Here is a 24,087-nt window from a genome sequence, read left to right on the forward strand (position 1 = left end):
TATTCTTTTCAAGCGAGCGACGACGCTATTCCCGCGCTTTCGACGTCGATCATGTCGTGGCCGACGTCGATGCCCGCGACGGATAGACCGAGACGACGCGAATCGCCGACGCCTCTGAACCCGGGGCATGCCCAGGCGAGGGTGGCGATGCCTGACGGCGGCAGATCGAGGCCCAGTGTGTAACTGTCATAACCGGTCCCGACCGCTTCGGGGGCGACGGGCTTGCCGTCGAGATAGAATCGCGTGCCGATCGTATGCAGCGGCGCGCGAAGCGGCGGGCTTCGAACGCGGACGATGGTGCGGCCGGGCATCCCCTTGATCCGCACGGCGGCCTCCGGTTCGCTCCAGCGGAACGTGTAACCGGCGGAGAACTCCTCGGCATGGAATCCGGTCTGCGCGATAATCTGCTCCCCAAGAAGCCCGCCGGCAGACCGCGCATCTCGCCCGAGACGATGAATGCAATCGAGTCTCTGATGCCGGATCAGCGCGGCGATGTATCGCCGCATCCATCGCGAGATCGCCTCGCTCGATCCGACGGCCGTCAGAACGACCAGAACGGCCCGCGCGTGCCATGCCCCCAGCCGCGCAAAGCCGCGTGCGCCGAGATCGCCGAGCAGCGCCGGCACGGCCCAACGCCACAACGCCAGCAATTTCTCGTCAGGCCGTCCCCAGGCGCCGCCAACGAGGCTATAGCGCAGGAGCGCGTTCAGTGCATTGCGGGCGAGCGACGTGCCGGCCTCGCTCCGCGAGCTCCACTCGATCGGAACGTCGAGCAGCTCGCTGCCGGGATCGTTGCGGGACTCGCTCAGATAGCGAATCTCGCCTTGCACGAAGTCGAGCGTGAATTGCTTCAGCTCGTCGAGCTCGCCGACATAGTAGTGATGGAAGCGCGCCTCCTCGAGATAGCCGAGGGAATAGCCTCTCGCGTGATAGGCGGCGGCAAGCACCCATTCGGCGAAATGACCGAACTCTTCGCGCAGGCCGCCGCATTCCCGGTAGACGTCGCGCCGCGTCACGAAACACTGATCCAGGACCTTGCGCCAGGAATGCTGCTTCATACCGAACTCGATGTCGGCCTGGTACATGGCTGCCTCTGCCACGGATAGCCGGTTATGGCAGATCGGGATCGAACGGCAGGAAAAGCCGGCCCAGTCGGGATGAGCATCGATCGCGCGAATGCAGAGTTCGATCACGTCGGCTTCGGGCCGGCAGTGCGATTCCGTGAAGAACAGATAGCTGCCGCGCGCCTTCGTCGCGCCGAATGCGCAGAGCCCGATGTCGTGTTCGGAATCGCTGAACTCGAGGCGAGCCCTGTTGCCGGCCAACGCCTTCAACTGCTCGCGTGCCGTGAAATCCGGCGGCACGACCAGAATAATCTCGTAGAGCGATTTGTCGGCAGTCTGCGACGTCCAGCCGAGCCAGGACAGCTCCCACTGCCCGCGGTGAGATTCGAGCGGGATAATGATTGAGAACAGCGGAGATTCGCCGTCGTCGAGTGCGGGCGCGTCCTGCATGTCCCCTTATAGACGCATGCTGCGTCATTCCAGACTATTTCTTGCGGACTATACCGACAGAAACAGCGCGAACGATTCTTCCACCGTTCGGCGCAGATGCTTTTGGTACAGTTCGTGGTTGGCATCGCCGGGCGCGACCCGACCCAGCGAGGGCTTCGCGAAGTTTCGGAGCGGCACATAGGCGATCGGCGCTGCGATCGGCGTCAGCTGCGAGCCGGGGCCGGCGCGGAGCGTCGAGATGATCCCGTACATTTCGCCGGCGACCGTCGGCCGCGACACCGTGATCACGCGATGCTGGCCGTGCTTGATGATGACGAGATAGATGAAGCCAGACTGATGCGGCACGGCGACCTCGCCGGTGTGTTCATAGGCGGCATCGGTCCGCTCCCCCTCGCGGAACACCAGTGAAGAGACCTTCGGCTCCCAGACGATCTCGGTGCGGTAGGCGAAGATCGCGTCCTTGTCGCCGAACGACGGTCGCAGCGTGACGTAGACGTCCTCGAGCCAGGTCACCGCGCGATGCGCATAGGAGCCAAGGCTGTCGGGCGCGACATCGCTTGCTGCCGGAGGCGTCACCACGGCGGCGCTTCTGCGCAGGGAGACGCCCAGCGCCTGCTCCAGCCGCACCGTGGTCGCCAGCGTGAACGGCCGTCGGCCGCCGAGCACCTTCTCCAGCGTCGACAGGCTGAGCTTGGCCTGCTCGGCCAGCGCCTGCCGGGAGATCCGGCGTCTGGCGAGCTCCTCGCGAATGGTCTCCGCGATCTCGCGACTCTGCTCGTCCGAAAGCTGCTTGTCGGTGAATTTGTCCTGCGTCTGCATCGTGGCCCTGCTCCAGGACGACATCCTAGCAGGGCGGACAAACCAGCACAAAACCGCACTTCGTCCCCCCCACGGCGGCCCGCGCGGGCCGGCCGCGACGGATCATTGCCGATCATTCTGCTCGCGAACTCGGGCCGTCCCGGCGGATGCTCAGAGCCAGCAAACATCCTCGGGAGCAGGCCAAATGGATACCTACGACACGACGGATAGCAACGAACACCCTTGGCTGGGCAGACTGATCGTGGTCGGACTTTTCCTTCTGGCGCAGGGCATCGCGGTGATGCTGGTCGCCTTCGTGGCCCTGCTGGTGAGCTTGGAGCCGGGCTGGTCGGCTACGACGGAGCAGGCCAGCCTGCTCCAGCCCGGCGATGCCAAATCCGGGTCTCTTCTCCTCAAGGAGGACGGGGCCTACACGGAAGCGATCCGCCTCGGCATCGACGTCGACATCACGGTATCAGGCCCGACGCTGCGCGCCCGCGTCACCCAGATCTTCCGCAATCCGACCAGGGACTGGGTCGAGGCGACCTATGTCTATCCGCTTCCCGCCGGCGGTGCCGTCGATTCGCTGAAGATGGTGGTCGGCAACCGCGTCATCGTCGGCGACATCAAGGAGCGGCAGCAGGCGCGCGTGATCTACGAAGAGGCGCGCCGGGCCGGCCAGAAGGCCGCGCTCACCGAGCAGGAGCGGCCGAACATCTTCACCAACTCGGTCGCCAATATCGGTCCCGGCGAAACGGTGCTGGTGCAGATCGAATATCAGGAACCGGTGCACCAATCCGGCAACGAATATTCGCTGCGCCTGCCGCTGGTGGTCGGGCCGCGCTACAATCCGGCGCCGATCGTCCAGAGCGTCGATTTCCGCAACGACGGTTCCGGCTGGGGCGCGACGAATTCGGACCCGGTGCCGGACCGCGACCGCATCTCGCCGCCCGTGCTGGATCCTGCCCGGAATGCGCCGGTCAATCCGACCAGCATCACGGTGCGCCTGAACGCCGGCTTTGCGCTCGGCGAGGTCAAGAGCCCCCATCATAACTTCAAGGTCGAGAGCCCGGACAATACGACGCGAATCGTCACGCTTGCCGAGGGTGCCGTGCCAGCCGACCGCGATTTCGAACTGACCTGGAAGCCGGCTGCCGTGAAGGCGCCGTCGGTCGGCTTGTTCCGCGAGCGCGTCGGCGACGCCGATTATCTGCTCGCCTTCGTCACCCCGCCCGCCGCCGAGCAGGCGACGCAGAAGCCACGGCCGCGCGAGGTGGTGTTCGTGATCGACAATTCCGGCTCGATGGGCGGCACGTCGATCGTCCAGGCCAAGGCGAGCCTCACCTACGCGCTCTCCCGTCTGCAGCCGACCGACCGTTTCAACGTCATCCGCTTCGACGACACCATGGACGTGCTGTTTCCGGCTTCCGTGGCGGCGGATACCGAGCGTGTCGGTGAAGCCACCTCGTTCGTCAGCGCGCTGCAGGCGCGTGGCGGCACCGAGATGGTGCCGGCGATGCGGGCCGCGCTGACCGACAAGCTTGGCGACGCCAGCATGGTTCGCCAGGTCGTATTCCTGACCGATGGCGCGATCGGCAACGAGCAGCAATTGTTCGAAACGATCACGGCGATGCGCGGCCGCTCGCGCGTGTTCATGGTCGGCATCGGCTCGGCGCCCAATACCTATCTGATGACGCGCGCCGCCGAGCTCGGCCGCGGCGCCTTCACCCATATCGGCTCCGTCGAGCAGGTCGAGGAGCGCATGCGCGGCCTGTTTGCCAAGCTCGAGAACCCGGCCGTGACCGGCCTGAGCGCAAAGTTCTCCGAAGCCAAGGCCGACGTCACACCGACGATCATTCCCGACGTCTATCGCGACGAGCCGCTGGTGCTGGCGGCAAAGCTCGACACGCTTGCGGGCTCGGTCGAGATCAAGGGCCGCGTCGGCGACCGCCCATGGTCGGTGACGCTGCCGCTGCAAAATGCGGCCGAAGGCAAAGGTCTGTCGAAGCTTTGGGCCAAGCGCAAGATCGATGATGCCGAGGTGGCGCGCACCCTGCGCGAGATGACGCCCGAAGACTCCGACAAGGCGATCCTGGCACTGGCACTCGACCATCAGATCGTCACCCGGCTCACCAGCCTCGTCGCGGTCGACAAGACGCCGAGCCGTCCCGAAGGCGAGCCGCTCAAGCCCAGCGAATTGCCGATCAACCTGCCGGCCGGTTGGGATTTCGCGAAGGTCTTTGGCGAACGACAGCAGGTCCCGGCGCAGCTCCGCGAGCGTCACGCCGATGCGCGCAACCAGCCGGCCACGAGGCGGCCGACGCCCGCTGCACCGGATGCGATCCGCCTGCCCAAGACCGCGACCTCGGCGGAGCTGAAAATGACCGCAGGTCTGATCCTGATCGTGCTCGCCCTGATCCTGTTCGTGTTCAACCGGCGTCAGACCTTGCTCACTGACGCCGCTTGAGAGAGGAGTCCCCCGAACTCCTCTGTTAGCGCGCGCGGCTGCCCGTCCCACACCAACGGCCGCGCGCGCCTTTTTTGTTGTCATTGCGAGCGCAGCGAAGCAATCCAGGCTGCCTCCGCGGAAAGATTCTGGATTGCTTCGCTTCGCTCGCAATGACGAGTGTGGAAACAATGCCCCGCTTCATCTCTCCCCTGGCTCTCGCCCTGATCGGCATCATCCTGTTCGGCGACGGCGCCTACATCCATGCCAAAGCGTGGCTCGCGCAGGTGCTGCTGGAGCGCGCGTTCGACCGAAGCGTTGCGACCGGTGAAGTGGTCAGGCCATGGTCATGGGCCGATACCTGGCCGGTCGCGCGAATCGAGGTGAAGCGGATCGGCGCCAGCGCGATCGTGCTGGAAGGCGCAAGCGGCCAGGCGCTCGCTTTCGGGCCCGGCCATATCCGCCAAACGGCTGACGCGGGCGAGCGGGGTGTTGCCGTATATGCAGCGCACCGCGACACTCATTTCCGCTTCCTGCGGAATGTCGCCATTGGTGACCTGATCGATGTCACACGCAGTGATGGCAAGCACTTTCGTTTTCGCGCGGATTCCTCCGCTGTGGTTCGCTTCGATGCCTCCGGCATCGATCCTGCGGCACGGGCTGCCGAACTCGTGCTCGCGACCTGCTGGCCGTTCGACGCGCTCGCGTCCGGCCCCGAGCGCTACATCCTGCATGCCACCCTGATCGGAACCGATGAATAGCGGTTCGCAATCGATCCGCACCCCCCACTTGAATCCGCCCGACCTGTAGGGACAATCCCGCTTGATGGAACCGCTGAACCGGCGCCGTCGACCGGAGACCTATCAGAACGGCCCATTGAGCATTTTCGCTGCAATTTGCGAGAATAACGGTGATGGATGAGGAGTTCAGGCAGCGTCTCGAACAGCTCGAGAACCGCGTCGCGCTCCTGGAGAGGAACCAGGATCTTATTGCCGCCGGGCAAAGACGCTCCTCGCTTCGGAGCCTCTGGCGCCGACCGCCGATGTGGACCTTCGAGCAATATCCGCCGCGCCTGCTCAACCTGACGGCTTTCCCGCCAGCACCTGCGATCCATCCGGGCGCGCCCCGAATCGCGATGGTCACGCCGAGCTACAACCATGCGCAATATCTCGGCGCCACGATCGACAGCGTCGTCAGCCAGAACTATCCGGACCTGTATTATCACGTGCAGGACGGCGGCTCGATCGACGGCACGCTCGATCTCTTGAAGAGGCGCGGCGATAGCCTCAGCTGGAGCAGCGAACCGGACAAGGGGCAATCCAGCGCCATCAATCTCGGCTTCGCCGGCATCGAGAGCGAGATCATGGCCTATCTCAACAGCGACGACATCCTGCTGCCCGGGACGCTTGCCTATGTCGCAAATTACTTCATCGCACATCCGCGTGTCGACGTCGTCTATGGCCATCGTGTCTTCATCGATCGCGAGGGACTCGAGGTCGGCCGCGCCGTGCTGCCGCCCCATGACGGCAAGGCGTTGCGATATGCCGACTACATTCCGCAAGAGACGATGTTCTGGCGCAAGCGCGTGTGGGACAGGATCGGGCCGATCGACGAGAGCTTGCACTACGCGATGGACTGGGACTTCATCCTGCGAGCGCAAGCCGCGGGATTCAAATTCGCACGCCTGCCGCGATTTCTCGCCTGCTTCCGAATCCATGACGCACAAAAGACGGCGTCCACCTATGCGGTCGGCGTCAGGGAGATGGGCGTCCTGCGGCGACGCATTCTCGGCTTCGAACCGACACAGATGCAGATCCGGCGCGCCGTCGCTCCTTATCTGGCGAAGCAGTTGGCCTATCACTACGCCTACAAGCTCGGCATGCTGAGATATTGAACGACCGCGCGAGCAGTGATCCGGAGATCCCGGATCACCAGGGTTTGATGCGCGCTCATTCCACCGCACGGCATGCCCGCCCACGTGGTTGCCAGTCCGAAGAACTCGCCATAGAACAGAGCGACGCACCGCCAACAAGAACAACAGGTGAGGTCACACCATGGAAGCTCGCGTATCTACCGCCTCCGCTTCATCGCGCCCATGGTCTCCGCCGCCCGATGCCAGCGACATCGTCAAGGGCATCCACGCCATGCTGCATCCGCGCAACATCGTGCTGGTGGGCGCGACCGACAAGCCCGGCAACTATGCCGAGCGCATCTGGAACAATCTGGTCAAATACGGCTACGAAGGCGGGCTCTATCCGGTCAATGCCAAACGCGACACCGTCTGGGGTGTCCCCTGCTACAAAGACTTTGCAAGCCTCCCGGAAAAACCCGACCACGTGCTGGTGCTGGTCCCGGCGCGCTTTGCCGTGCAGGTGATCCGCGATGCCGCCGCGGCCGGCGCGCGCTCGGCCACCATCGTCACCTCGGGCTTCAGCGAATTGCAGGACGAGGAGAGCCAGAAGCTCGCCGCCGAACTGCAAGCGGCCGTCCGCGAGACGGGATTGGCGGTCACCGGCCCGAACTGCCTCGGCAATTTGAGCGCCGGCGAAAAGCTCTTCACCAATATCGACGACCGTATCGTCACCATGGAACAGGGCGCGGTGGCGATTGCCGGACAATCCGGTGCCATCGTCATGGCGATCCGCCAGGCTTTGGAAGATCGCGGCGTCGGGGTCGGCTACATGGTGACGACCGGCAACGAGGCCGGGCTCGAGACGCCGGACCTGATGCGCTATTTCGCCGAGGATCCGAGCATCAAGGTGATCGTGGTGTACCTCGAAGGCGTGCGCAACACCAAGGCATTCCGGGACGCCTGCAAGGCGGCGCGCGCCGCGAGCAAACCGGTGATCGCGCTCAAGCTCGGGGCGTCCGAGGGTGGCCGCGCGGCGGCGATGGCGCACACCGGCGCGCTCGCGGGCTCGATCGAGACATTCGACGCCATTGCTACGCGCGAAGGGGTCATCAGGGTCGGCGGGCTCGACGAACTGATCGAGACCACCGAATGCTTCGTCCACGCCGCTGTGCCCAGGGGCGACCGGCTCGCCGCGGTGACGCTATCCGGCGGCAAGCGCGGCATGCTGATCGACGCCTTCGATGCAGAGGGCCTGAATTTTGCACCACTCAGCTCGCATGTCGGCTCGGAGCTGGCAAGGATGCTCGGGCCGGGCTCGATCGTCGGCAACCCGCTCGACGCTGGCTTTGCCGCGGTGGTCGATCCCTCCGTCTACATGAAAACGATCGGGCTGATGATCGACGACCCCGATATCGACATCGTCATCATCGATGCCGAGCTGCCGAAAGCGCCGCACGAGCTGCGCGAGCGCAATCTGCGCATCGTCGACGAGATGGCGAGCCGGGCCGGCAAGCCGGTGATCTATATCAGCGCGATGTCGATCGGCTTCACGGAGTTCACCAAGACCTTGCGCAAGTCGCTGCCGCATCTTGCGGTCATGCAGGGCATGGATCGCGCGGTAACTGCGATCAAGTCGCTGCTCGACTACGCCAAGCTGCGCAAGGAAGTGCCCGATATCGTCTCGAGCTCGAAGCCTGGCGCGCGTGCCGTGCTGGAGAAGGCGCTGAAATCGGCAACCGGCGCCGCGCTCGACGAGGTCGCCTCGAAGAAGCTCCTGAAGGCTTATGGCATCCCGACCTCGAAGGAGGCAATCGCACAGACGGCAGCCGAGGCCGTGAAGATCGCCAAGCAGATCGGCTTCCCTGTCGTGGCCAAAGTCGTCAGCGCCGAGATCCTGCACAAATCAGATATCGGCGGCGTGGTGCTGAATCTCACCAGCGCAGCCGAAGTGAAAAAGGCGATCGCCGACATCACCGCGCGGGTGAGTAAGCTGAAGGGCAAGCCGAAGCTCGATGGGATCCTGATCGCGCAACAGGTCAAGGCCGATCTGGAGCTCGTGGTCGGCGCCTCCCTCGATGCCGAGATGGGCCCGGTCGTGCTGTTCGGCACCGGCGGCATCGACATCGAGCTGATGAAGGACGTCGCGCTCGCCGGTGCGCCGCTGGACGAGGCGGAGGCGCGACTTCTGATCGGCCGCACCAAGGCCGGCATCAAGATGCGCGGCTATCGCGGCAAGCCGGCTTTGCACGAGGCCTCCGCGGTGAAGGCCCTGGTCGGCCTGTCCAACTTGATCGCCGATGCCGGCGACCGGATCGCCTCGATCGACGTCAATCCGTTCCTGATCAATGCCAAAACAGGCGTTGCCGTCGATGCCCTCATTGTGCTGAACAATGCTGCGGCAAAACGCGCCGCCGGACATTGATGTCGCTGAGGGCGGATTAGCGCAGCGTAATCCGCCAAATCGGTCCATGGCCGCACGAGGCGTTGGCGGGTTACGCTTCGCTAACCCGCCCTACGTACCATTGCAGCTCCTTCCAACTTCCCTCGATTGGCCGTAAAATCACCCGGCATGGCACGCGCGAGCAATCTGGTGATCGGAACGGCGACGCTGGCGGTGATCGCCGTGGCGTTCGGCGGCGTGCTCGGCGTGCAGAAATGGCGCACCCTCCAGAGCCGCAGCCAGTTGCGCGTGGTATTCGAGGGCGGCTCGGCCAGCGGATTGCGCCGCGGCGGACCGGTCAATTTCGACGGCGTCCCCGCAGGCCAGATCCTGTCGATCAAGCTGGACAATCCGCGCAAGGTCGTGGCCCTGGTGATGCTCGACAACTCCGCGCCAATCCGCAAGGACACCGTCGCGGGCATCGAGTTTCAGGGTCTCACCGGCGTCGCCGCGGTCTCGCTGATCGGCGGCGCCCCCTCGGCGCCGCCAGTGCCGCTGGACTCGGACGGCGTCCCCGTGCTGACCGCCGATCTCAGTGACGCCGAATCCATCGTCGACACCCTGCATAGTGTCGACCGCACCATCGTCAGCAACGCCCCGGCGATCAAGGAGGGCCTGCGCACGTTCGAGAACTACACCGCCGATCTCCGGAGCAAGGGCGGCGAAATCGATTCCGTCATGGCCAAGGTCGACAGCGCCTTCGCGGGCTTCGACAAGGCGGTCACAAAGATCGAAGGCGTCGTGCCCGGCTTTGCCGACGGCAAGGCGGATGAGCTGTTCGAAAAGATTCAGGGTTTGCACGAGCTCGCCGACACCATGAGGAAGAAATCGGCGAACTTCCTCGAAGACATCCGTCGCTCGCTGCTCGACGTCAGCGAGGCCGCCAACAAGATGAGCGGGACACCCACCCCGGCCGCCGCTCCGCGCCCGCCGCGCAAGCCGGCGCAGCAGAAACGCTAGACCCTTATCACGCGTAGTGCACGACGCCCTTGCCGGTGCAGGAGCGGATGGCTGATGCCAGCCATGGCTCAGTAGTTGCTCGGCGCCGCTTCATTCGGGATGCCGTCGATCGGGCATTCGGCGGTCCCGGGCGTCGCGCGCGTCATCGCCTCGACCATGTCCCTTGTGCCCTCGGGATCGGCGATCCAGTTCTTGTAGAAATCATAGGGACAGGCGGCGACGCCGCGCGGGCTTTCGCCGGAATTGATCATGCCGGTGTAGCCGCGATGGACCAGCTTGTAGAGATGGTTCTGCGACTGGCCGTTGCGGCGTGCATCGCGGATCAGATGCTTCGACAGCTGAGCATATTGGATGCCGTAGTCCTCCTCGCCACACTCGCCGAGGGTGCGGCCGTCGAAGCCGATGATCGCGGAGTGACCGAAATAGGAATAGACCCCGTCGAAGCCGGCAGCGTTGGCGACCGCGACATAGACGTTGTTGGCCCACGCCATCGCCTTTGAAATCAGAATCTGCTGCTCCTTGGCCGGATACATGTAGCCCTGGCAGCGTACGATCAGCTCGGCCCCCTTCATGGCGCAGTCGCGCCAGATCTCCGGAAAGTTGCCGTCATCGCAGATGATCAGGCTGACCTTCATCCCCTTCGGGCCGTCGGAAACATAGGTGCAGTTGCCGGGATACCAGCCTTCGATCGGCACCCACGGCATGATCTTGCGGTACTTCTGCACGATCTCACCCTTGTCGTTCATCAGGATCAGGGTGTTGTACGGCGCCTTGTTCGGATGCTCCTCGTGGCGCTCGCCGGTGAGCGAGAACACGCCCCATACCTTGGCCTTGCGGCAGGCCTCCGCAAAAATCGCGGTCTCCTCACCCGGCACCGCGCAAGCGGTCTCATACATTTCCTTGGAGTCGTACATGATGCCCTGGGTGGAGTATTCCGGGAAGATCACCAGATCCATGCCGGGAAGACCGGTCTTCATGCCCACCACCATGTCGGCGATCTTGCGGGCGTTATCGAGCACCTCGGCCTTGGTGTGCAGGCGGGGCATCTTGTAGTTGACCACCGCGACGCCGACGGTGTCGTTGCTGCTGGAGATGTCACCGTGAAGCATTTGAATTGCTCCTCTACCCTGTTTGAGATTGCCGCGTGAATCAGTGACTGATCATCCAGGGCCGCGCGGTTGGAAAACCCTTGGCGCCGCTTCTGGTCTTGGTCACCAGGCGCGCCGGCTTCTTCTTGTCCGATGAGCTCTTGTCCGACGAGTTCTTTCCCGTGGAGCAGCAGCCGCAACCGGGACCGTGCGACGCCTTGTATTGCGCCAGCGTCTGCGGCGCGTGGGTGCTGCGCTCATTGACGGCGTGAGCTTTTCGTTTTTCCGAGGGCATGCAGAAGAAATTCGGCGCGGTCAGGATCACCCGCGGCGCCATGATTTCACACTGCGGACAGACCTGCGGATCGTCGAATTCGGCCATCGGGCGCATATCCTTGAACGGGCCGCAATCGTCACAGAGATATTCATAGACCGGCATCGCATCATCCCTACGCTGTTGTCTGTGAGAGAACTGCCGCGGCGGATGCGGGGCGGCAGATACGCCGTCCCGCATCCGGTCGCGCAGGGATTACTTGTCCGGCGAGATCGGCATCTGGATATCGCCCTTGATGTGCTTGATCGGTCCGGCCGACGACGGCATCACGTCGAAGTCGAAGATTTCCGTCGGCAGCCATAGCGTGGCGCAGGCGTTGGGCACGTCGACCACGCCGGAGATGTGGCCCTGAACCGGTGCTGTGCCGAGGATCGAATAGGCCTGGGCGCCGGAGTAACCGAACTTCTTCAGATACTCGATCGCATTCAGGCAGGCCTGGCGATAGGCAATGGTGACGTCGAGATAGTGCTGCTTGCCGGCCTCGTCGACCGAGATGCCTTCGAAGATCAGATAGTCCTTGTAGTTCGGTGTGATTGGCGACGGCTTGAAGATCGGATTCTTGACGCCGTACTTCGCCATGCCGTCCTTGATCACCTCGACCTTCAGATGCAGCCAGCCGGCCATCTCGATCGCGCCGCAGAAGGTGATCTCGCCGTCGCCCTGGCTGAAGTGCAGATCGCCCATCGAGAGACCGGCGCCCGGCACATAGACCGGGAAGTAGATCTTGGAGCCGCGCGAAAGATCCTTGATGTCGCAATTGCCGCCATGCTCACGCGGCGGCACGGTGCGCGCGCCTTCAGCGCCAATCTTGTCCTTGACGTCGCCCTTGGCGCGGCCGCCATGAGCGGTCGGCGCGAACGGCGGATTGGCAAGGCCCGGCACACGGGTCGGGTTGGTCGCGATCAGCTCGGCCTCGCGCTTGTTCCAGGTGTCCAGCATCTTCGGATCAGGCAGACAGCCGATCAGGCCGGGATGGATCAGGCCGGCGAAGTTGACGCCCGGAATATGCCGCGACGAGGTGTAGAGGCCCTTGATGTCCCAGATCGACTTCTGCGCCAGCGGGAAATGGTCGGTCAGGAAGCCGCCGCCATTCTGCTTGGAGAAGAAGCCGTTGAAGCCCCACATGCTCTCCTTCATCGGGCCGACGTCGAGCAGGTCGACGACGAGCAGGTCGCCGGGCTCGGCGCCCTTGACGCCGATCGGGCCGGAGAGGAAGTGCACGATCGACAGATCGATGTCGCGCACGTCGTCGGCGGAATCGTTGTTCTTGATGAAACCGCCGGTCCAGTCATAGGTCTCGATGATGAAGTCGTCGCCGGGATTGACCCAGGCTACGATCGGAATGTCGGGGTGCCAGCGGTTATGCACCATGTCATTTTCATAGGCCGACTTGGTGAGATCGACCTTGATCAGTGTCTCTGGCATCGAGATGCTCCCCTTTTACACGGTTGGTTAGACGGACAGATATTTCGAGACCTGCGCGGCATCGACGGCGTCGCGCGGATCGTCGCGGACAATCTCGCCGTTCTCGATCACCAGCACACGGTCGGCGATATCGAGCGCGAAGCTCAGGACCTGCTCGGACACGACGATCGAAAGCCCCTTCTCGTCGCGGATGCGCTTGAGCGTGCGCGCCATCTCCTTGATGATCGACGGCTGGATGCCTTCGGTCGGCTCGTCCAGCAGCAGCACTTTTGGCTTAGTCGCCAGCGCGCGAGCGATCGCGAGCTGCTGCTGCTGGCCGCCGGAGAGATTGCCGCCACGGCGATCCTTCATCTCCAGCAGCACCGGAAACAGTTCGTAGATGTCGCCGGGCACCTCGGTTCCGCCGGAGACCACGAGGCCCGTCTCGATGTTCTCCTTCACCGTCATGGTGGAGAAGATCATGCGGCCCTGCGGCACATAGGCGAGGCCCTTGGCGACGCGCGCGTAGCTCGGCAAGGCACCGAGCTCGGCGCCGTCCATGGTCACCGAGCCGCTCTTCGTAGGCAAAATGCCCATCAGCGATTTCATCAGCGTGGTCTTGCCCATGCCGTTGCGGCCCATGATCGCCACGATCTCGTTGGGCGCGACCTTGACGTTGAGCCCGTGCAGCACCTCGCTCTGGCCGTAGGCGACGTGAAGATCAGAAATAGCCAGCATCGTCGCGCTCCTTAGTGACCGAGATAGACTTCGACGACCTTGGGGTCGTTCTTCACCTTCTCCATGGTCCCTTCCGAGAGGATCTGGCCCTGGTGAAGCACGGTGACCTTGTGCGCGATGTCCTCGACAAACTTCATGTCGTGCTCGATCACCAGCACCGAACGGTTCTTGATGATGCGGTTGAGCAGCTCGGCGGTCTTGGCGCGCTCGGACACGCTCATGCCGGCGACAGGCTCGTCCAGCATCAAGAGGTCCGGGTCCTGGATCAGCAGCATGCCGATCTCGAGCCATTGCTTCTGGCCATGACTGAGCTCGGAGGCATAGGTGTTGAGCTTGTCCTTGAGGAAGATCATCTCGGCGACCTCTCCGACGCGTGACCTCACCGGCTGGTCACGCTGGAACGTGAGCGAGCCGAATACGGTGCGACCGCGCGGAAACGAGATCTCGAGATTTTCGAACACGGTGAGGTCTTCGAACACCGACGGCGTCTGGAACTTGCGGCCGACGCCGGCCTTGACGATCTCGTTCTCCTTGAGCTTGGTCAGCTCGGTGCCGCGAAACTGGATCGAGCCTTCGGTCGCCTTGGTCTTGCCGCAGATCAGGTCGAGCACCGTGGTCTTGCCGGCGCCGTTGGGGCCGATGATGACGCGGATCTCGTTCTCCTCGACGTAAAACGAGAGATCGTTGACCGCCTTGAAGCCGTCGAAGGAAACCGTCAGCCCGGAGACCGCGAGCAGGAATTCCTTCGGCTGATGTCCAACAAGCATGATGATCTCCTCACTCTGCCGGTGCGCCGTCGGCAACCGAATTGTCGGTCCAGCCCGGCTTCTTGCGCGAGGTGAACAGGCGGTCGATGCGCGGCTGCACATAGTCGGCCCAGAGCCCCGACAGGCCGTTCGGGAAAGCGAGCACGACCGCGATGAACAGCGCGCCGAGACCGAACAGCCAGAGTTGCGGGAAGGATTCCGACAGGCTGGTCTTGGCGAAGTTCACCAGAATGGCCCCCCATATCGCGCCGAAGATCGACATCCGTCCGCCGACCGCGGTGTAGATCACCATCTCGATCGACGGCACGATGCCGACAAAGGACGGCGACATGAAACCGACATTGAGCGCGAACATGGCCCCGCCGATCGCGGCGAAAACTGCGGCCATACAGAACGCAAAGATCTTGAAGTTGGCGACGCTGTAGCCGGAGAAGCGGACGCGGTCTTCCTGTTCGCGCATAGCCACCAGGATGCGGCCGAGTTTGGTCAGGCGGATGAACTGCGCGATGCCGATGCAGGCGAACAGCAGCACCACTTCGACGAAGTACAGGATGACCTTGGCGTGGTCGGGCCGGATGTCCCAACCCTTCAGGGTGCGCAGGTCGGTCATCCCGTTGATCCCGCCGGTGTAGCCCTGCTGGCCCACGATCAGGATGGTGAGGATGGCCGCCACCGCCTGGGTGATGATGGCAAAGTAGGTGCCGCCCACACGGCGCTTGAACATCGCAGTGCCGATGATCAGCGCGAAGATGCCGGGGACGAGGATGATCGCGAGGATGGTGAAGGTGAGACTGTGAAACGGCTGCCAGAACAGTGGCAGTGACGTGATCTGATTCCAGTCCATGAAGTCCGGGATGCCTGGCGTCGACTGGATCTTGGTATTCTCGACGCTGGAGGCCTCCAGCTTGAGGAACATCGCCATGCAATAGCCGCCGAGGCCGAAGAACACGCCTTGCCCCAGACTGAGAATGCCGCCGTAGCCCCAGCACAGCACCAGGCCGAGCGCGACGAAGGCATAGGTCAGATATTTCGCCACGAGGTTGAGACGGAACACATCCAGCGAGAGCGGCAGGATCACGAACAGTACGGCGGCCAGCACGAGGAAGCCCATGAGCTCGGATCGATTGAAGAAGCGTGAGTTGATGACCATGACTTGCCTGCTTCTTGTTATTTGCGGACCTTGAGGGCGAAGAGACCCTGCGGCCGCAGCATCAGGATTCCGACAACGGCAAGCAGCGTCAGCACCTTGGCCATCGAGCCCGACAGGAAGAACTCGAGGGTTGATTGGGTCTGCGAGATCGAGAAGGCCGATGCGATGGTGCCGAGCAGGCTTGCCGCGCCGCCGAACACGACCACGAGGAACGTATCGACAATGTAGAGCTGTCCGGAGGTCGGCCCGGTCGAGCCGATCATCGTGAAGGCGCTTCCGGCGACACCGGCAATGCCGCAGCCGAGGCCGAAAGTGTAGCGATCCACCTTTTCGGTGTTGATGCCGACGGCTCCGGCCATGATGCGGTTCTGCACGACGGCGCGCACCTGCCGACCCCAGCGCGATTTGTACATCACGTAGGCGACGCCCACGGTGATCAGGACGGTGAGGCACATCACGAAGACGCCGTTGATCGGCACTTCGATGCTGTCGGTGACGTGCAGCGAGCCAAGCATCCATTGCGGCAGCTCGACGCCGACCTCGCGCGCGCCGAACACGGAGCGATAGGCCTGTTGCAGGATCAGGCTGAGGCCCCAGGTCGCAAGCAGGGTGTCGAGCGGGCGCTTGTAGAGATGCCGTATCAGCACCCACTCCACCAGCATCCCCAGCGCACCGGATGCGACAAAGGCCAGGATCATCGCAAGGAAGAAGTAGCCGCTGAACAGGCTCGGCAAATAGGACTGGAAGAAGCTCGAGGTCATCCAGGTGACGTAGGCTCCAAGGATCATGAATTCGCCATGGGCCATGTTGATGACGCCCATCTGGCCGAAGATGATCGCAAGACCCAGCGCCATCAGGACGTAGACGGAGAACAGGATCAGTCCTGCAAAGCCCTGCATGACGAAGATGGAGCCAAGGTCACCAAGCGAGTAGTCGCCGAACATCGATGTCCTCCGTCGGGAAAGGGTCCCGCGTCGCGAGCAGGTTCGCGACGCGGGGGTCTTGGGCGTGGATTGCGGTCCACGCCAGGGAGAGGTTTTGTCTGGAAGGGAAACGGCGACGAACGCCGTGACTTACTGATAGCTCTCGTCTTACTGATAGCCCTTGGGGAACGGATCCGGCTCGACCAGGTCGGCGGTCTCGTAGATCAGTTCGAACTGGCCATCGAGCTTGGCGCGTCCCACCCGGGTCTTCGACCAGAGGTGATGATTTTCGTGAATGCGCACATAGCCTTCCGGAGCGCCCTTGAACTCGATGCCTGGCGATGCCGCCGCGATCTTGTCGATGTCGAAGGAGCCCGCCTTCTCCACCGTCAACTTCCACAGCCACGGGCCGAGATAGGCAGCCTGGGTGACGTCTCCGATCACGGTCTTCTCGCCCCACATCTTCTTGAACGCCGGGACGAAGGTCTTGTTGTTCGGATTGTCGAGCGACTGGAAGTACTTCATGCAGGCATAGGCGCCCGCGATGTTCTCGCCGCCGATGCCGTCGATCTCGTCTTCGGTCACCGAGATCGTCAGCAGCGCCTGCTTGGAGAGGTCGATGCCGGCCGCCTTGAGCTGCTTGTAGAACGCGACGTTCGAGCCGCCGACGACGTCGGTGAAGATCACGTCGGGCTTGGTCAGCTTGATCTTGTTGATGACCGAATTGAACTGGGTGTTGCCGAGCGGATAATATTCTTCGCCGACGACCTTGCCCTTCAGCACGTTCTCGACGTGCTTGCGCGCGATCTTGTTCGAGGTGCGCGGCCAGATGTAGTCAGAGCCGATGAAGAAGAACGACTTCGCGCCCTTCTCCTTGGCGATCCAGTTCAGGCCGGCGAGGATCTGCTGAGTGGCTTCCTGGCCGGTATAGATCACGTTCTTGGACTGCTCGAGACCTTCGTAGAAGGTCGGGTAGTAGAGCATGCCGTTGTACTGCTCCATGACGGGCAGCACGGCCTTGCGGGACGCCGAGGTCCAGCAGCCCATGATCGCCGCGACCTTGTCGTTGACCAGCAATTTCTTGGCCTTTTCGGCAAAGGTCGGCCAGTCGCTGGCGCCGTCTTCCTGGATGAACTTGATCTTGCGCCCGAGCACGCCGCCCATGGCATTGATCTGCTCGATGGCGAGCTTTTCGGCTTCGATCGAGCCGGTCTCGGAGATCGCCATGGTGCCGGTCGCCGAATGCAGGATGCCGACCGTCACCTCGGTGTCGGTGACTGCGAGGCCCGTGGTATTGACCGCCGAGGTCGCCGGGGCCTGCGCAAAAGATGCTCGCGGCAGCATGGTGATGGCCGGCACGGCCGCCATTCCCATCAATAATTTGCGCCGGAGCGGCGATAACAGGCCCTTGTTCGCTTCGTCTGACATGAGCACCCCACTGTTGTTCGAGGACACGCGATTGGTGCCGTGAGGATGGCTCGAATTTGTGCACTGCAAGCATACGCAAGATCGCGTATACTGCACCGCAAAATGACGACGTAGGCTTTTGGTACGGGTTTTGCGAGGGGTCCGGCGCGTTCGGGAGTAGGAGTGGGGCTGAAGTGGCAGGGCGGCAGCGAATAGATCGCGTCAGGCGCCAGTACAACCAATGGGTCGCCAACCAGACGCTGGAAGACTACGCGCTGCGCTTCACCGCCAAGAGCGCGCGCCGGTGGTCCGCCGCCCGCGTCGCCAACACTGCACTGGGCGCCATCTCCTTTCTCGCGCTGGAGGCGATCGGCGGCACCATCACCCTGAACTACGGGGTTACCAACGCCACCGCCGCGATCCTCGTCGTCTCCACCATCATCTTCTGCTGCGGCGTCCCGATTGCCTATTATGCCGCCAAATGCGGCATCGACATTGACCTGCTCACCCGCGGCGCCGGTTTCGGTTATATCGGCTCGACCGTCACCTCGCTGATCTACGCCTCCTTCACCTTCATCTTCTTCGCCATCGAGGCGGTGATCCTGGCCACGGCGCTCGAGATGTGCTTTGGCATTCCCCGCCCGATCGGCTACCTCATCAGCGCGGTCGCGATCATCCCACTTGTCACCTACGGCATCACGCTGATCAGCCGCTTCCAGCTCTGGACGCAGCCGATCTGGATCATCCTGCATATCCTGCCCTTCGCGGCGATCGCCTGGGCCAATCCTTACTCTTTCACGGAGTGGCGCAAATTCGCCGGCGAGCACGGCGACCCCAGCGGACATTTCGATCTGCTGCTGTTCGGTGTCGCATCCTCCGTGGTGTTTTCGCTGGTGGCCCAGATCGGCGAGCAGGTCGACTTCCTCAGGTTTCTGCCGCGCGACCGCCGCACGTCGCGAACGTCGTGGTGGGCCGCCCTGCTGATCGCGGGGCCCGGGTGGATCATCTTCGGCGCGCTGAAACTGCTGCTGGGCTCGTTTCTCGCCTTCTTCGCGCTGAGCCACGGTCTCTCCAGCGAGCTGGCGGCCGAGCCTGCGCACATGTATCTCGAAGCGTTTCGCTACGTGCTGTCGCAGCCGGACATGGCGTTGGCACTCACCGGCGCGTTCGTGATCCTGTCGCAGCTCAAGATCAACGTCACCAACGCCTATGCAGGCTCGATCGCCTGGTCGAACTTCTTCTCGCGTCTGACGCATAGCCATCCCGGCCGGGTCGTCTGGCTGGTGTTCAACGTGATGGTGGCGCTGCTGCTGATGGAGATCGGCGTCTACAAGGCGCTGGAGCAGACGCTCGCGCTCTACTCAAATGTCGCGATCGCCTGGGTCGGTGCGCTGGTGTCCGATCTCGTGGTCAACAAGCCGCTCGGCCTGCGCCCACCGCAGATGGAGTTCAAGCGCGCCCATCTTTACGACATCAATCCGGTCGGCGTCGGCGCAATGACGATCGCGACCATCGTCTCGATCGCGGCCTTCTACGGCCTGTTCGGCTCGACCATGAAAGCGCTCGCGGCCTTTGTCGCGCTGACGGTCGCCTTCGTCACCGCACCCGTCATCGCCTGGCTCACCGACGGAAAATACTACATCGCGCGCAAGCCGAAGAAGAGCTGGGCCAATATCGAATCGATCCAGTGCTGCATCTGCGAGCACCATTTCGAGCCGGAGGACATGACCTCCTGCCCCGCCTATGCGGGCCCGATCTGCTCGCTATGCTGCTCGCTCGATGCACGCTGCCACGATCTGTGCAAACCGCATGCGCGCGCGCAGGTGCAGTTCGCCGACGCGCTTGTCAGGATCTTGCCGCAGGCGATCTATCAGCGGATCAACTCGCAGTTCGGCCACTACATCGGTGTGTTCGTGGTCTCCGCGGGCCTCGTCGCGCTGGTACTGGGGCTGATCTACCTCCAGACCTCGGTCAGCGTGCCCGGCGAGAACATGCTCGTCTCCAACGTGCTCTGGAAGGTGTTCTTCTCGCTCAGCATCATCATCGGCGTGGTGGCCTGGCTGTTCGTGCTGGCGCAGCAGAGCCGACGGGCCGCCGAGGCCGAGACCCGGCGCCAGACCACGCTGCTGATCCAGGAGATCGACGCCCACAAGCGCACCGACGCCGAGCTCCAGCGCGCCAAGGAAATCGCCGAATCCGCCAATCTCGCCAAGAGCCGCTACGTGGTGGGCCTGAGCCACGAGCTGCGCTCGCCGCTGAATGCGATCAGCGGCTATGCCCAACTCCTGGAGCAGGATACGACGCTCAACACCAAGCCGCGCGACCAGGTCCGCGTCGTCCGCCGCAGCGCCGATCACCTCTCCGGCCTGATCGACGGCATTCTGGACATCTCCAAGATCGAGGCGGGGCGGCTGTACCTGTCGCGCGACGAGGTGCGCTTGAGCGAATTCCTCGACCAGCTCGTCGGCATGTTCCGCCTTCAGGCCGCGGCCAAGAGCATCGACTTCGTGTTCAGGCGGCCGGCGCATTTGCCGGTCGTGGTCTATGCCGACGAGAAGCGGCTGCGCCAGGTGCTGATCAATCTGCTGTCCAACGCGATCAAATTCACCCAGACCGGCAGTGTGCAGTTCGTGGTGCACTATCGCAGCTCGGTCGCGGAGTTCGAGGTGATCGACACCGGCCCCGGTATCCAGGGCGACGATCTCGAACGCATCTTCGCACCCTTCGAACGCGGCGCGCTCGGTGTCTCGCAGCCGCAGACCGGCACCGGGCTGGGCCTGACCATCAGCCGGCTGCTCGCCGGCGTCATGGGCGGCGACATCAAGGTCTTGAGCACGGTCGGCAGCGGCAGCACGTTCAAGGTCAAGATGCTGCTATCGGAAGTCACCAATCCGCAGCGTATTGCGCCGGTGGAGGCCCCGATCTCCGGCTATCACGGCGCGCGCAAGACCATCCTCATCACCGACGATGATCCCGTGCATCGCGACCTCCTGCGTGAGGTGTTGACACCACTCGGCTTCATCCTGCTCAGCGCGCCCGACGGACCTGGTTGCCTGGCGTTGGCCCAGCACTGCCGGCCCGATCTGTTTTTGCTCGATATCTCCATGCCTGGCATGGATGGCTGGACGGTCGCGGAGACGCTACGCGCCAGCGGCCACCACCAGGCGCGCATCCTGATGGTGTCGGCCAGCGCGCTCGAGGCGCACGGCACACCGCTGGCGCAGCCCTTCCACGACGGCTATCTGATGAAGCCGATCGACATTCCCAGGCTTTTGGAAAGCATCCGCCAGCTTCTCAAGATCGAATGGCAATACGGCTCGGAGGAGATCGCCGTGCCGCTATGGCGGCCGGAGAGCGGCTCGCGGCCACCTGTACGACACATCGAGGCGCTGATCGGGCTCGGTCAGATCGGCTACGTTAAGGCTATCGAGTTGAAGCTGGACGAGATCGGCAGCGAGCATCCTGAACATGCCGACTTCGTCGCCGAAATGCGGTCGCTGATCGACCGCTTCGATCTCGACCAGTACATGGCCACATTGAAGACGTTGCATGCGTATGAGCACTGAGTCGAAAAAGCGCGACGTCGCGCTCGTTGTCGACGACTCTCCGGAGACGCTGCGGCTGCTCACCGATGCGCTCGACAGCGCAGGGATGACGGTGATGGTGGCGCTCGACGGCGCGGCCGCGATGCGCATCGTCGACCAGATCACGCCTGATATCGTGCTGCTCGACGCGGTGATGCCGGGCATGGACGGGTTCGAAACCTGCCGCCGCCTCAAGCGCGATGCGGGCCTTGCCAATGTCCCGGTGATATTCATGACGGGGCTCGCCGAGACCGAGCACATCGTGCGCGGGCTGGAGGCCGGCGGCGTCGACTACGTGACCAAGCCGATCGTGATCGAGGAGATGCTGGCGCGCATCCGTGTTCATCTCGGCAATGCGCGGCTGACGCAGAGCGCGCGCGCCGCGCTCGACGTCTCCGGCCGATTCCTGTTCGCGGTCAACCGCCAGGGCAAATTGTTGTGGGCGACCCCGCAGGCGCAGAAGCTGCTGGCGGATCACCACGGCGCGCAGGCCGACGACGACTTCGTCCTGCCAGTACCATTGCTGCAATGGCTGGAGCAGGCGAAGGGCAAGGGCAGCTCGAAGTCTCAGGCAGCGTCCTTGCCGGACAATCCTCAACTCCGGCTGTACTACATGGGCGAGACCGCGCCGAACGAGTTCCTGCTGCGGCTGTCCAGGGAATCCGGCACCGCGCCGCCACCCGAATTCACCAGCGAGCTCGGCCTCACCACCCGCGAAGGCGAGGTGCTGGCCTGGCTCAGCAAGGGCAAAACCAACCGTGACATCGCGCAGATTTTGGGCTTGAGCCCGCGCACGGTCGACAAGCATCTCGAGCAGATCTACTCCAAGCTCGGGGTCGAGAACCGGACTGCGGCTGCGGCGATTGCAACGAATGCGACAAGAAGGAATTCCTGACGCCCCCACCGCCGTCGTCCTGGACAAGCGCAGCGAAGCGGAGCGCCGATCCAGGACCCATTACCACAGTACGTGGTTTGGCGAAGACTCTGGATCACAAGCTAGCGTCGCAACTTCTCCCTGGGGTAATGGGTCCTGGCTTTCGCCAGGACGACGGAGAAGTTTGTAGCGCCTCCTGCCGCGCCTCACCCATACACAAACTCCCCGCCATCCAGATCCGTCTTCGGGATCTCGTCCTTTTCGGTCCAGTAATCCTGGCTGTGCTGCCATTCCGGCTTGTCGCCGCGCTTGGGCAGCAGGTCCATGTTGCGCATCATGTAGCCGGGGTTGAAGTTCTCCGGATCGATCCAGGGCAGGATCGGCATGTTGTGGTCTTCGGCGCGCAAGCTCACCTCGACCTTCTTCTTGCCTTTGGCCTTCATGTGACCGAGCAGACGGCAGACGAAGTCGGCGACGAGGTCGACGCGCAGCGTCCAGCTGGCGCGGAAATAGCCGAACACCCAGACCATGTTCGGCACGCCCGTGAACATCATGCCGCGATAGGTGACGGTGTCGCCGAAGGCGAGCGGCTTGCCGTCAACCTCGAAGGCGATGTCGCCGAGCGCCGCGAGATTGAAGCCGGTTGCGGTGACGATGATGTCGGCTTCGAGCAGCTTGCCGGATTTGAGCTGGATGCCGTTCTCGACGAAGCACTCGATCTCATCGGTGACGACGGACGCCTTGCCGCTGGCGATGCCCTTGAACAGATCGGCATCGGGCACGAAGGCGATGCGCTGCCGCCACGGCCGATAGCTCGGCGTGAAATGGGTGTCGACATCGTACTCCGGACCGAGCACCGCGCTGATCTGGCCGATCAGCTCTTGCTTCACCTGCTCGGGTTTTGACAAGCAAAGCTTGGTGAACGCGTCCTGCTCGAACAGGATCTTGCGTCGAACGATCTCGTGGATCCAGGCTTCGTCGACCTGAAGCCTGCGCAGCTCCTCCGCGATCTCGATGGCGTTGCGGCCAAGGCGAAAATAGGTCGGCGAACGCTGCAGCATCGTGACATGCGCGCATTTGTCGGCGATGTTCGGCACCAGCGTCGCCGCCGTCGCGCCGGAGCCGATCACGACGACCTTCTTGTTCGCGAGGTCGATATCATCAGGCCAGGTCTGCGGATGAACGATGCGGCCCTTGAAGCGATCCGTCCCCTTCCATTCCGGCGTATAGCCTTCCGAATGGCGGTAGTAGCCCTGGCACATCCAGAGAAAGTTCGCCGTAAAGGTTCTCGGCTCGCCAGTGTCGGTCGTCACCGCCTCGATGGTCCAGAGGTTTTGCTCGCTCGACCAGCTCGCCGAATTGATCTTGTGCTTGTAGCGGATATGCCGCGCGATATCGTTTTCGTCGATCACCTCATTCATGTAGGCGAGGATTTCGTCGGCGGTCGCGATCGGCGGCCCGACCCAGGGCTTGAAACTATAGCCGAAGGTGTGGAGGTCGCTGTCGGAGCGGATGCCGGGATAGCGATGCGTCGTCCACGTGCCGCCGAACGTCGCCTGCGTTTCCAGGATGACGAAGCTCGCACCCGGAAGCTGCTTGGTCATGTGATAGGCGCTACCGATGCCCGAGATACCGGCGCCGACGATCAGCACGTCGAAATGTTCAGAAGCCTGTTTGGCCGTGGCGTGACTGCGAACAGCGACATTCATTGTTGCTTCTATGCCTTGCTTGTTTTTATGGCCGCCCTTGGTTGGGCGACGCGTTTCCCCCGCGACGGACATGGTTGCCCATCGCGCTTCCGCTTCAAG

General features: G+C 63.2%; 18 protein-coding genes. 7 read left to right on the top strand and 11 right to left on the bottom strand.

Going from position 1 to position 24,087, the window contains the following annotated elements; genetic code table 11:
* Nucleotides 1-8: 8 nt before the first annotated feature.
* Together AC0L3J_RS01985 and AC0L3J_RS01990 are read right to left on the bottom strand one after the other, a co-directional pair.
* On the bottom strand, nucleotides 9-1,514 hold the full coding sequence (locus AC0L3J_RS01985; RefSeq protein WP_473345712.1) for a glycosyltransferase family 2 protein: 1,506 nt from the start codon (nucleotides 1,512-1,514) through the stop codon (nucleotides 9-11).
* A gap of 48 nt (nucleotides 1,515-1,562) precedes the next feature.
* Nucleotides 1,563-2,333 carry a helix-turn-helix transcriptional regulator gene (locus tag AC0L3J_RS01990; RefSeq protein ID WP_473345713.1) on the bottom strand — a complete coding sequence of 257 codons (771 nt, stop codon included), beginning with the start codon at nucleotides 2,331-2,333 and terminating at the stop codon, nucleotides 1,563-1,565.
* Between the two features lie 184 nt (nucleotides 2,334-2,517).
* Between AC0L3J_RS01990 and AC0L3J_RS01995 the strand changes: the two genes are divergently transcribed.
* The 5 genes from AC0L3J_RS01995 (at nucleotide 2,518) to AC0L3J_RS02015 (ending at nucleotide 10,010) form a co-directional block, all read left to right on the top strand.
* The gene (locus tag AC0L3J_RS01995; protein WP_473345714.1) at nucleotides 2,518-4,779 is read left to right on the top strand and encodes a marine proteobacterial sortase target protein; all 2,262 of its coding nucleotides are present in this window, start codon (nucleotides 2,518-2,520) and stop codon (nucleotides 4,777-4,779) included.
* A 170-nt stretch (nucleotides 4,780-4,949) separates the two neighbouring features.
* Complete coding sequence (locus AC0L3J_RS02000) at nucleotides 4,950-5,519, top strand: class GN sortase (protein WP_473345715.1); 570 nt, start codon at nucleotides 4,950-4,952, stop codon at nucleotides 5,517-5,519.
* A gap of 152 nt (nucleotides 5,520-5,671) precedes the next feature.
* Nucleotides 5,672-6,652: a glycosyltransferase family 2 protein gene (locus AC0L3J_RS02005; RefSeq protein ID WP_473345716.1), complete on the top strand. Its 981-nt coding sequence runs from the start codon at nucleotides 5,672-5,674 to the stop codon at nucleotides 6,650-6,652.
* Between the two features lie 160 nt (nucleotides 6,653-6,812).
* Nucleotides 6,813-9,032, top strand: a complete 2,220-nt coding sequence (locus tag AC0L3J_RS02010; protein ID WP_473345719.1) for an acetate--CoA ligase family protein — start codon at nucleotides 6,813-6,815, stop codon at nucleotides 9,030-9,032.
* 147 nt (nucleotides 9,033-9,179) lie between these two features.
* Nucleotides 9,180-10,010, top strand: a complete 831-nt coding sequence (locus AC0L3J_RS02015; protein ID WP_247285234.1) for an MlaD family protein — start codon at nucleotides 9,180-9,182, stop codon at nucleotides 10,008-10,010.
* A gap of 68 nt (nucleotides 10,011-10,078) precedes the next feature.
* Here the strand turns inward: AC0L3J_RS02015 and AC0L3J_RS02020 are convergent, their stop codons facing one another.
* From AC0L3J_RS02020 to urtA, 8 genes are all read right to left on the bottom strand, one after another.
* A complete protein-coding gene (locus tag AC0L3J_RS02020; protein ID WP_247285232.1) occupies nucleotides 10,079-11,119 on the bottom strand; it encodes an aliphatic amidase in 1,041 nt (346 codons plus the stop codon).
* Nucleotides 11,120-11,159: 40 nt separating this feature from the next.
* Nucleotides 11,160-11,537: an FmdB family zinc ribbon protein gene (locus AC0L3J_RS02025; RefSeq protein WP_473345721.1), complete on the bottom strand. Its 378-nt coding sequence runs from the start codon at nucleotides 11,535-11,537 to the stop codon at nucleotides 11,160-11,162.
* A 90-nt stretch (nucleotides 11,538-11,627) separates the two neighbouring features.
* A complete protein-coding gene (gene fmdA / locus AC0L3J_RS02030; protein WP_007615916.1) occupies nucleotides 11,628-12,857 on the bottom strand; it encodes a formamidase in 1,230 nt (409 codons plus the stop codon).
* Nucleotides 12,858-12,884: 27 nt separating this feature from the next.
* The gene (gene urtE, locus AC0L3J_RS02035; RefSeq protein ID WP_219679705.1) at nucleotides 12,885-13,574 is read right to left on the bottom strand and encodes an urea ABC transporter ATP-binding subunit UrtE; all 690 of its coding nucleotides are present in this window, start codon (nucleotides 13,572-13,574) and stop codon (nucleotides 12,885-12,887) included.
* A gap of 11 nt (nucleotides 13,575-13,585) precedes the next feature.
* Nucleotides 13,586-14,341 carry an urea ABC transporter ATP-binding protein UrtD gene (gene urtD, locus AC0L3J_RS02040; RefSeq protein ID WP_027514533.1) on the bottom strand — a complete coding sequence of 252 codons (756 nt, stop codon included), beginning with the start codon at nucleotides 14,339-14,341 and terminating at the stop codon, nucleotides 13,586-13,588.
* Nucleotides 14,342-14,351: 10 nt separating this feature from the next.
* Entirely contained in the window at nucleotides 14,352-15,491 is a 1,140-nt protein-coding gene (gene urtC / locus AC0L3J_RS02045) for an urea ABC transporter permease subunit UrtC (RefSeq protein ID WP_473345723.1), read from the bottom strand.
* 17 nt (nucleotides 15,492-15,508) lie between these two features.
* Entirely contained in the window at nucleotides 15,509-16,435 is a 927-nt protein-coding gene (gene urtB / locus AC0L3J_RS02050) for an urea ABC transporter permease subunit UrtB (protein ID WP_018455942.1), read from the bottom strand.
* Nucleotides 16,436-16,582: 147 nt separating this feature from the next.
* Nucleotides 16,583-17,842 (bottom strand): urea ABC transporter substrate-binding protein, encoded by a 1,260-nt coding sequence (gene urtA / locus AC0L3J_RS02055; protein WP_018455941.1) that lies wholly within the window; start codon nucleotides 17,840-17,842, stop codon nucleotides 16,583-16,585.
* Between the two features lie 173 nt (nucleotides 17,843-18,015).
* Here urtA and AC0L3J_RS02060 point away from each other — a divergent pair, with 173 nt between their 5' ends.
* Entirely contained in the window at nucleotides 18,016-21,387 is a 3,372-nt protein-coding gene (locus tag AC0L3J_RS02060) for a hybrid sensor histidine kinase/response regulator (protein WP_473345724.1), read from the top strand.
* The gene (locus tag AC0L3J_RS02065; protein WP_473345726.1) at nucleotides 21,371-22,300 is read left to right on the top strand and encodes a response regulator; all 930 of its coding nucleotides are present in this window, start codon (nucleotides 21,371-21,373) and stop codon (nucleotides 22,298-22,300) included. The genes AC0L3J_RS02060 and AC0L3J_RS02065 overlap by 17 nt, the downstream gene beginning before the upstream one ends.
* A gap of 185 nt (nucleotides 22,301-22,485) precedes the next feature.
* Here AC0L3J_RS02065 and AC0L3J_RS02070 read toward each other — a convergent pair whose 3' ends face one another.
* Nucleotides 22,486-23,988, bottom strand: coding sequence for a flavin-containing monooxygenase (locus tag AC0L3J_RS02070; RefSeq protein ID WP_473345727.1), 1,503 nt, complete (start codon nucleotides 23,986-23,988; stop codon nucleotides 22,486-22,488).
* Between the last annotated feature and the right edge of the window lie 99 nt (nucleotides 23,989-24,087).

Source organism: Bradyrhizobium sp. Kon37, assembly GCF_055807535.1.

What these genes read in the sequence shown, in the direction of transcription:
- AC0L3J_RS01985 (WP_473345712.1), bottom strand. Translation starts at nt 1,514, where the DNA reads ATGCAGGACGCGCCCGCACTCGACGACGGCGAATCTCCGCTGTTCTCA.
- AC0L3J_RS02065 (WP_473345726.1), top strand. Translation starts at nt 21,371, where the DNA reads ATGCGTATGAGCACTGAGTCGAAAAAGCGCGACGTCGCGCTCGTTGTC.
- urtE (WP_219679705.1), bottom strand. Translation starts at nt 13,574, where the DNA reads ATGCTGGCTATTTCTGATCTTCACGTCGCCTACGGCCAGAGCGAGGTG.
- AC0L3J_RS02005 (WP_473345716.1), top strand. Translation starts at nt 5,672, where the DNA reads ATGGATGAGGAGTTCAGGCAGCGTCTCGAACAGCTCGAGAACCGCGTC.
- urtB (WP_018455942.1), bottom strand. Translation starts at nt 16,435, where the DNA reads ATGTTCGGCGACTACTCGCTTGGTGACCTTGGCTCCATCTTCGTCATG.
- AC0L3J_RS02015 (WP_247285234.1), top strand. Translation starts at nt 9,180, where the DNA reads ATGGCACGCGCGAGCAATCTGGTGATCGGAACGGCGACGCTGGCGGTG.
- urtD (WP_027514533.1), bottom strand. Translation starts at nt 14,341, where the DNA reads ATGCTTGTTGGACATCAGCCGAAGGAATTCCTGCTCGCGGTCTCCGGG.
- AC0L3J_RS02020 (WP_247285232.1), bottom strand. Translation starts at nt 11,119, where the DNA reads ATGCTTCACGGTGACATCTCCAGCAGCAACGACACCGTCGGCGTCGCG.
- AC0L3J_RS01990 (WP_473345713.1), bottom strand. Translation starts at nt 2,333, where the DNA reads ATGCAGACGCAGGACAAATTCACCGACAAGCAGCTTTCGGACGAGCAG.
- AC0L3J_RS02025 (WP_473345721.1), bottom strand. Translation starts at nt 11,537, where the DNA reads ATGCCGGTCTATGAATATCTCTGTGACGATTGCGGCCCGTTCAAGGAT.
- urtA (WP_018455941.1), bottom strand. Translation starts at nt 17,842, where the DNA reads ATGTCAGACGAAGCGAACAAGGGCCTGTTATCGCCGCTCCGGCGCAAA.
- AC0L3J_RS02010 (WP_473345719.1), top strand. Translation starts at nt 6,813, where the DNA reads ATGGAAGCTCGCGTATCTACCGCCTCCGCTTCATCGCGCCCATGGTCT.
- urtC (WP_473345723.1), bottom strand. Translation starts at nt 15,491, where the DNA reads ATGGTCATCAACTCACGCTTCTTCAATCGATCCGAGCTCATGGGCTTC.
- AC0L3J_RS02000 (WP_473345715.1), top strand. Translation starts at nt 4,950, where the DNA reads ATGCCCCGCTTCATCTCTCCCCTGGCTCTCGCCCTGATCGGCATCATC.
- AC0L3J_RS01995 (WP_473345714.1), top strand. Translation starts at nt 2,518, where the DNA reads ATGGATACCTACGACACGACGGATAGCAACGAACACCCTTGGCTGGGC.
- fmdA (WP_007615916.1), bottom strand. Translation starts at nt 12,857, where the DNA reads ATGCCAGAGACACTGATCAAGGTCGATCTCACCAAGTCGGCCTATGAA.
- AC0L3J_RS02070 (WP_473345727.1), bottom strand. Translation starts at nt 23,988, where the DNA reads ATGAATGTCGCTGTTCGCAGTCACGCCACGGCCAAACAGGCTTCTGAA.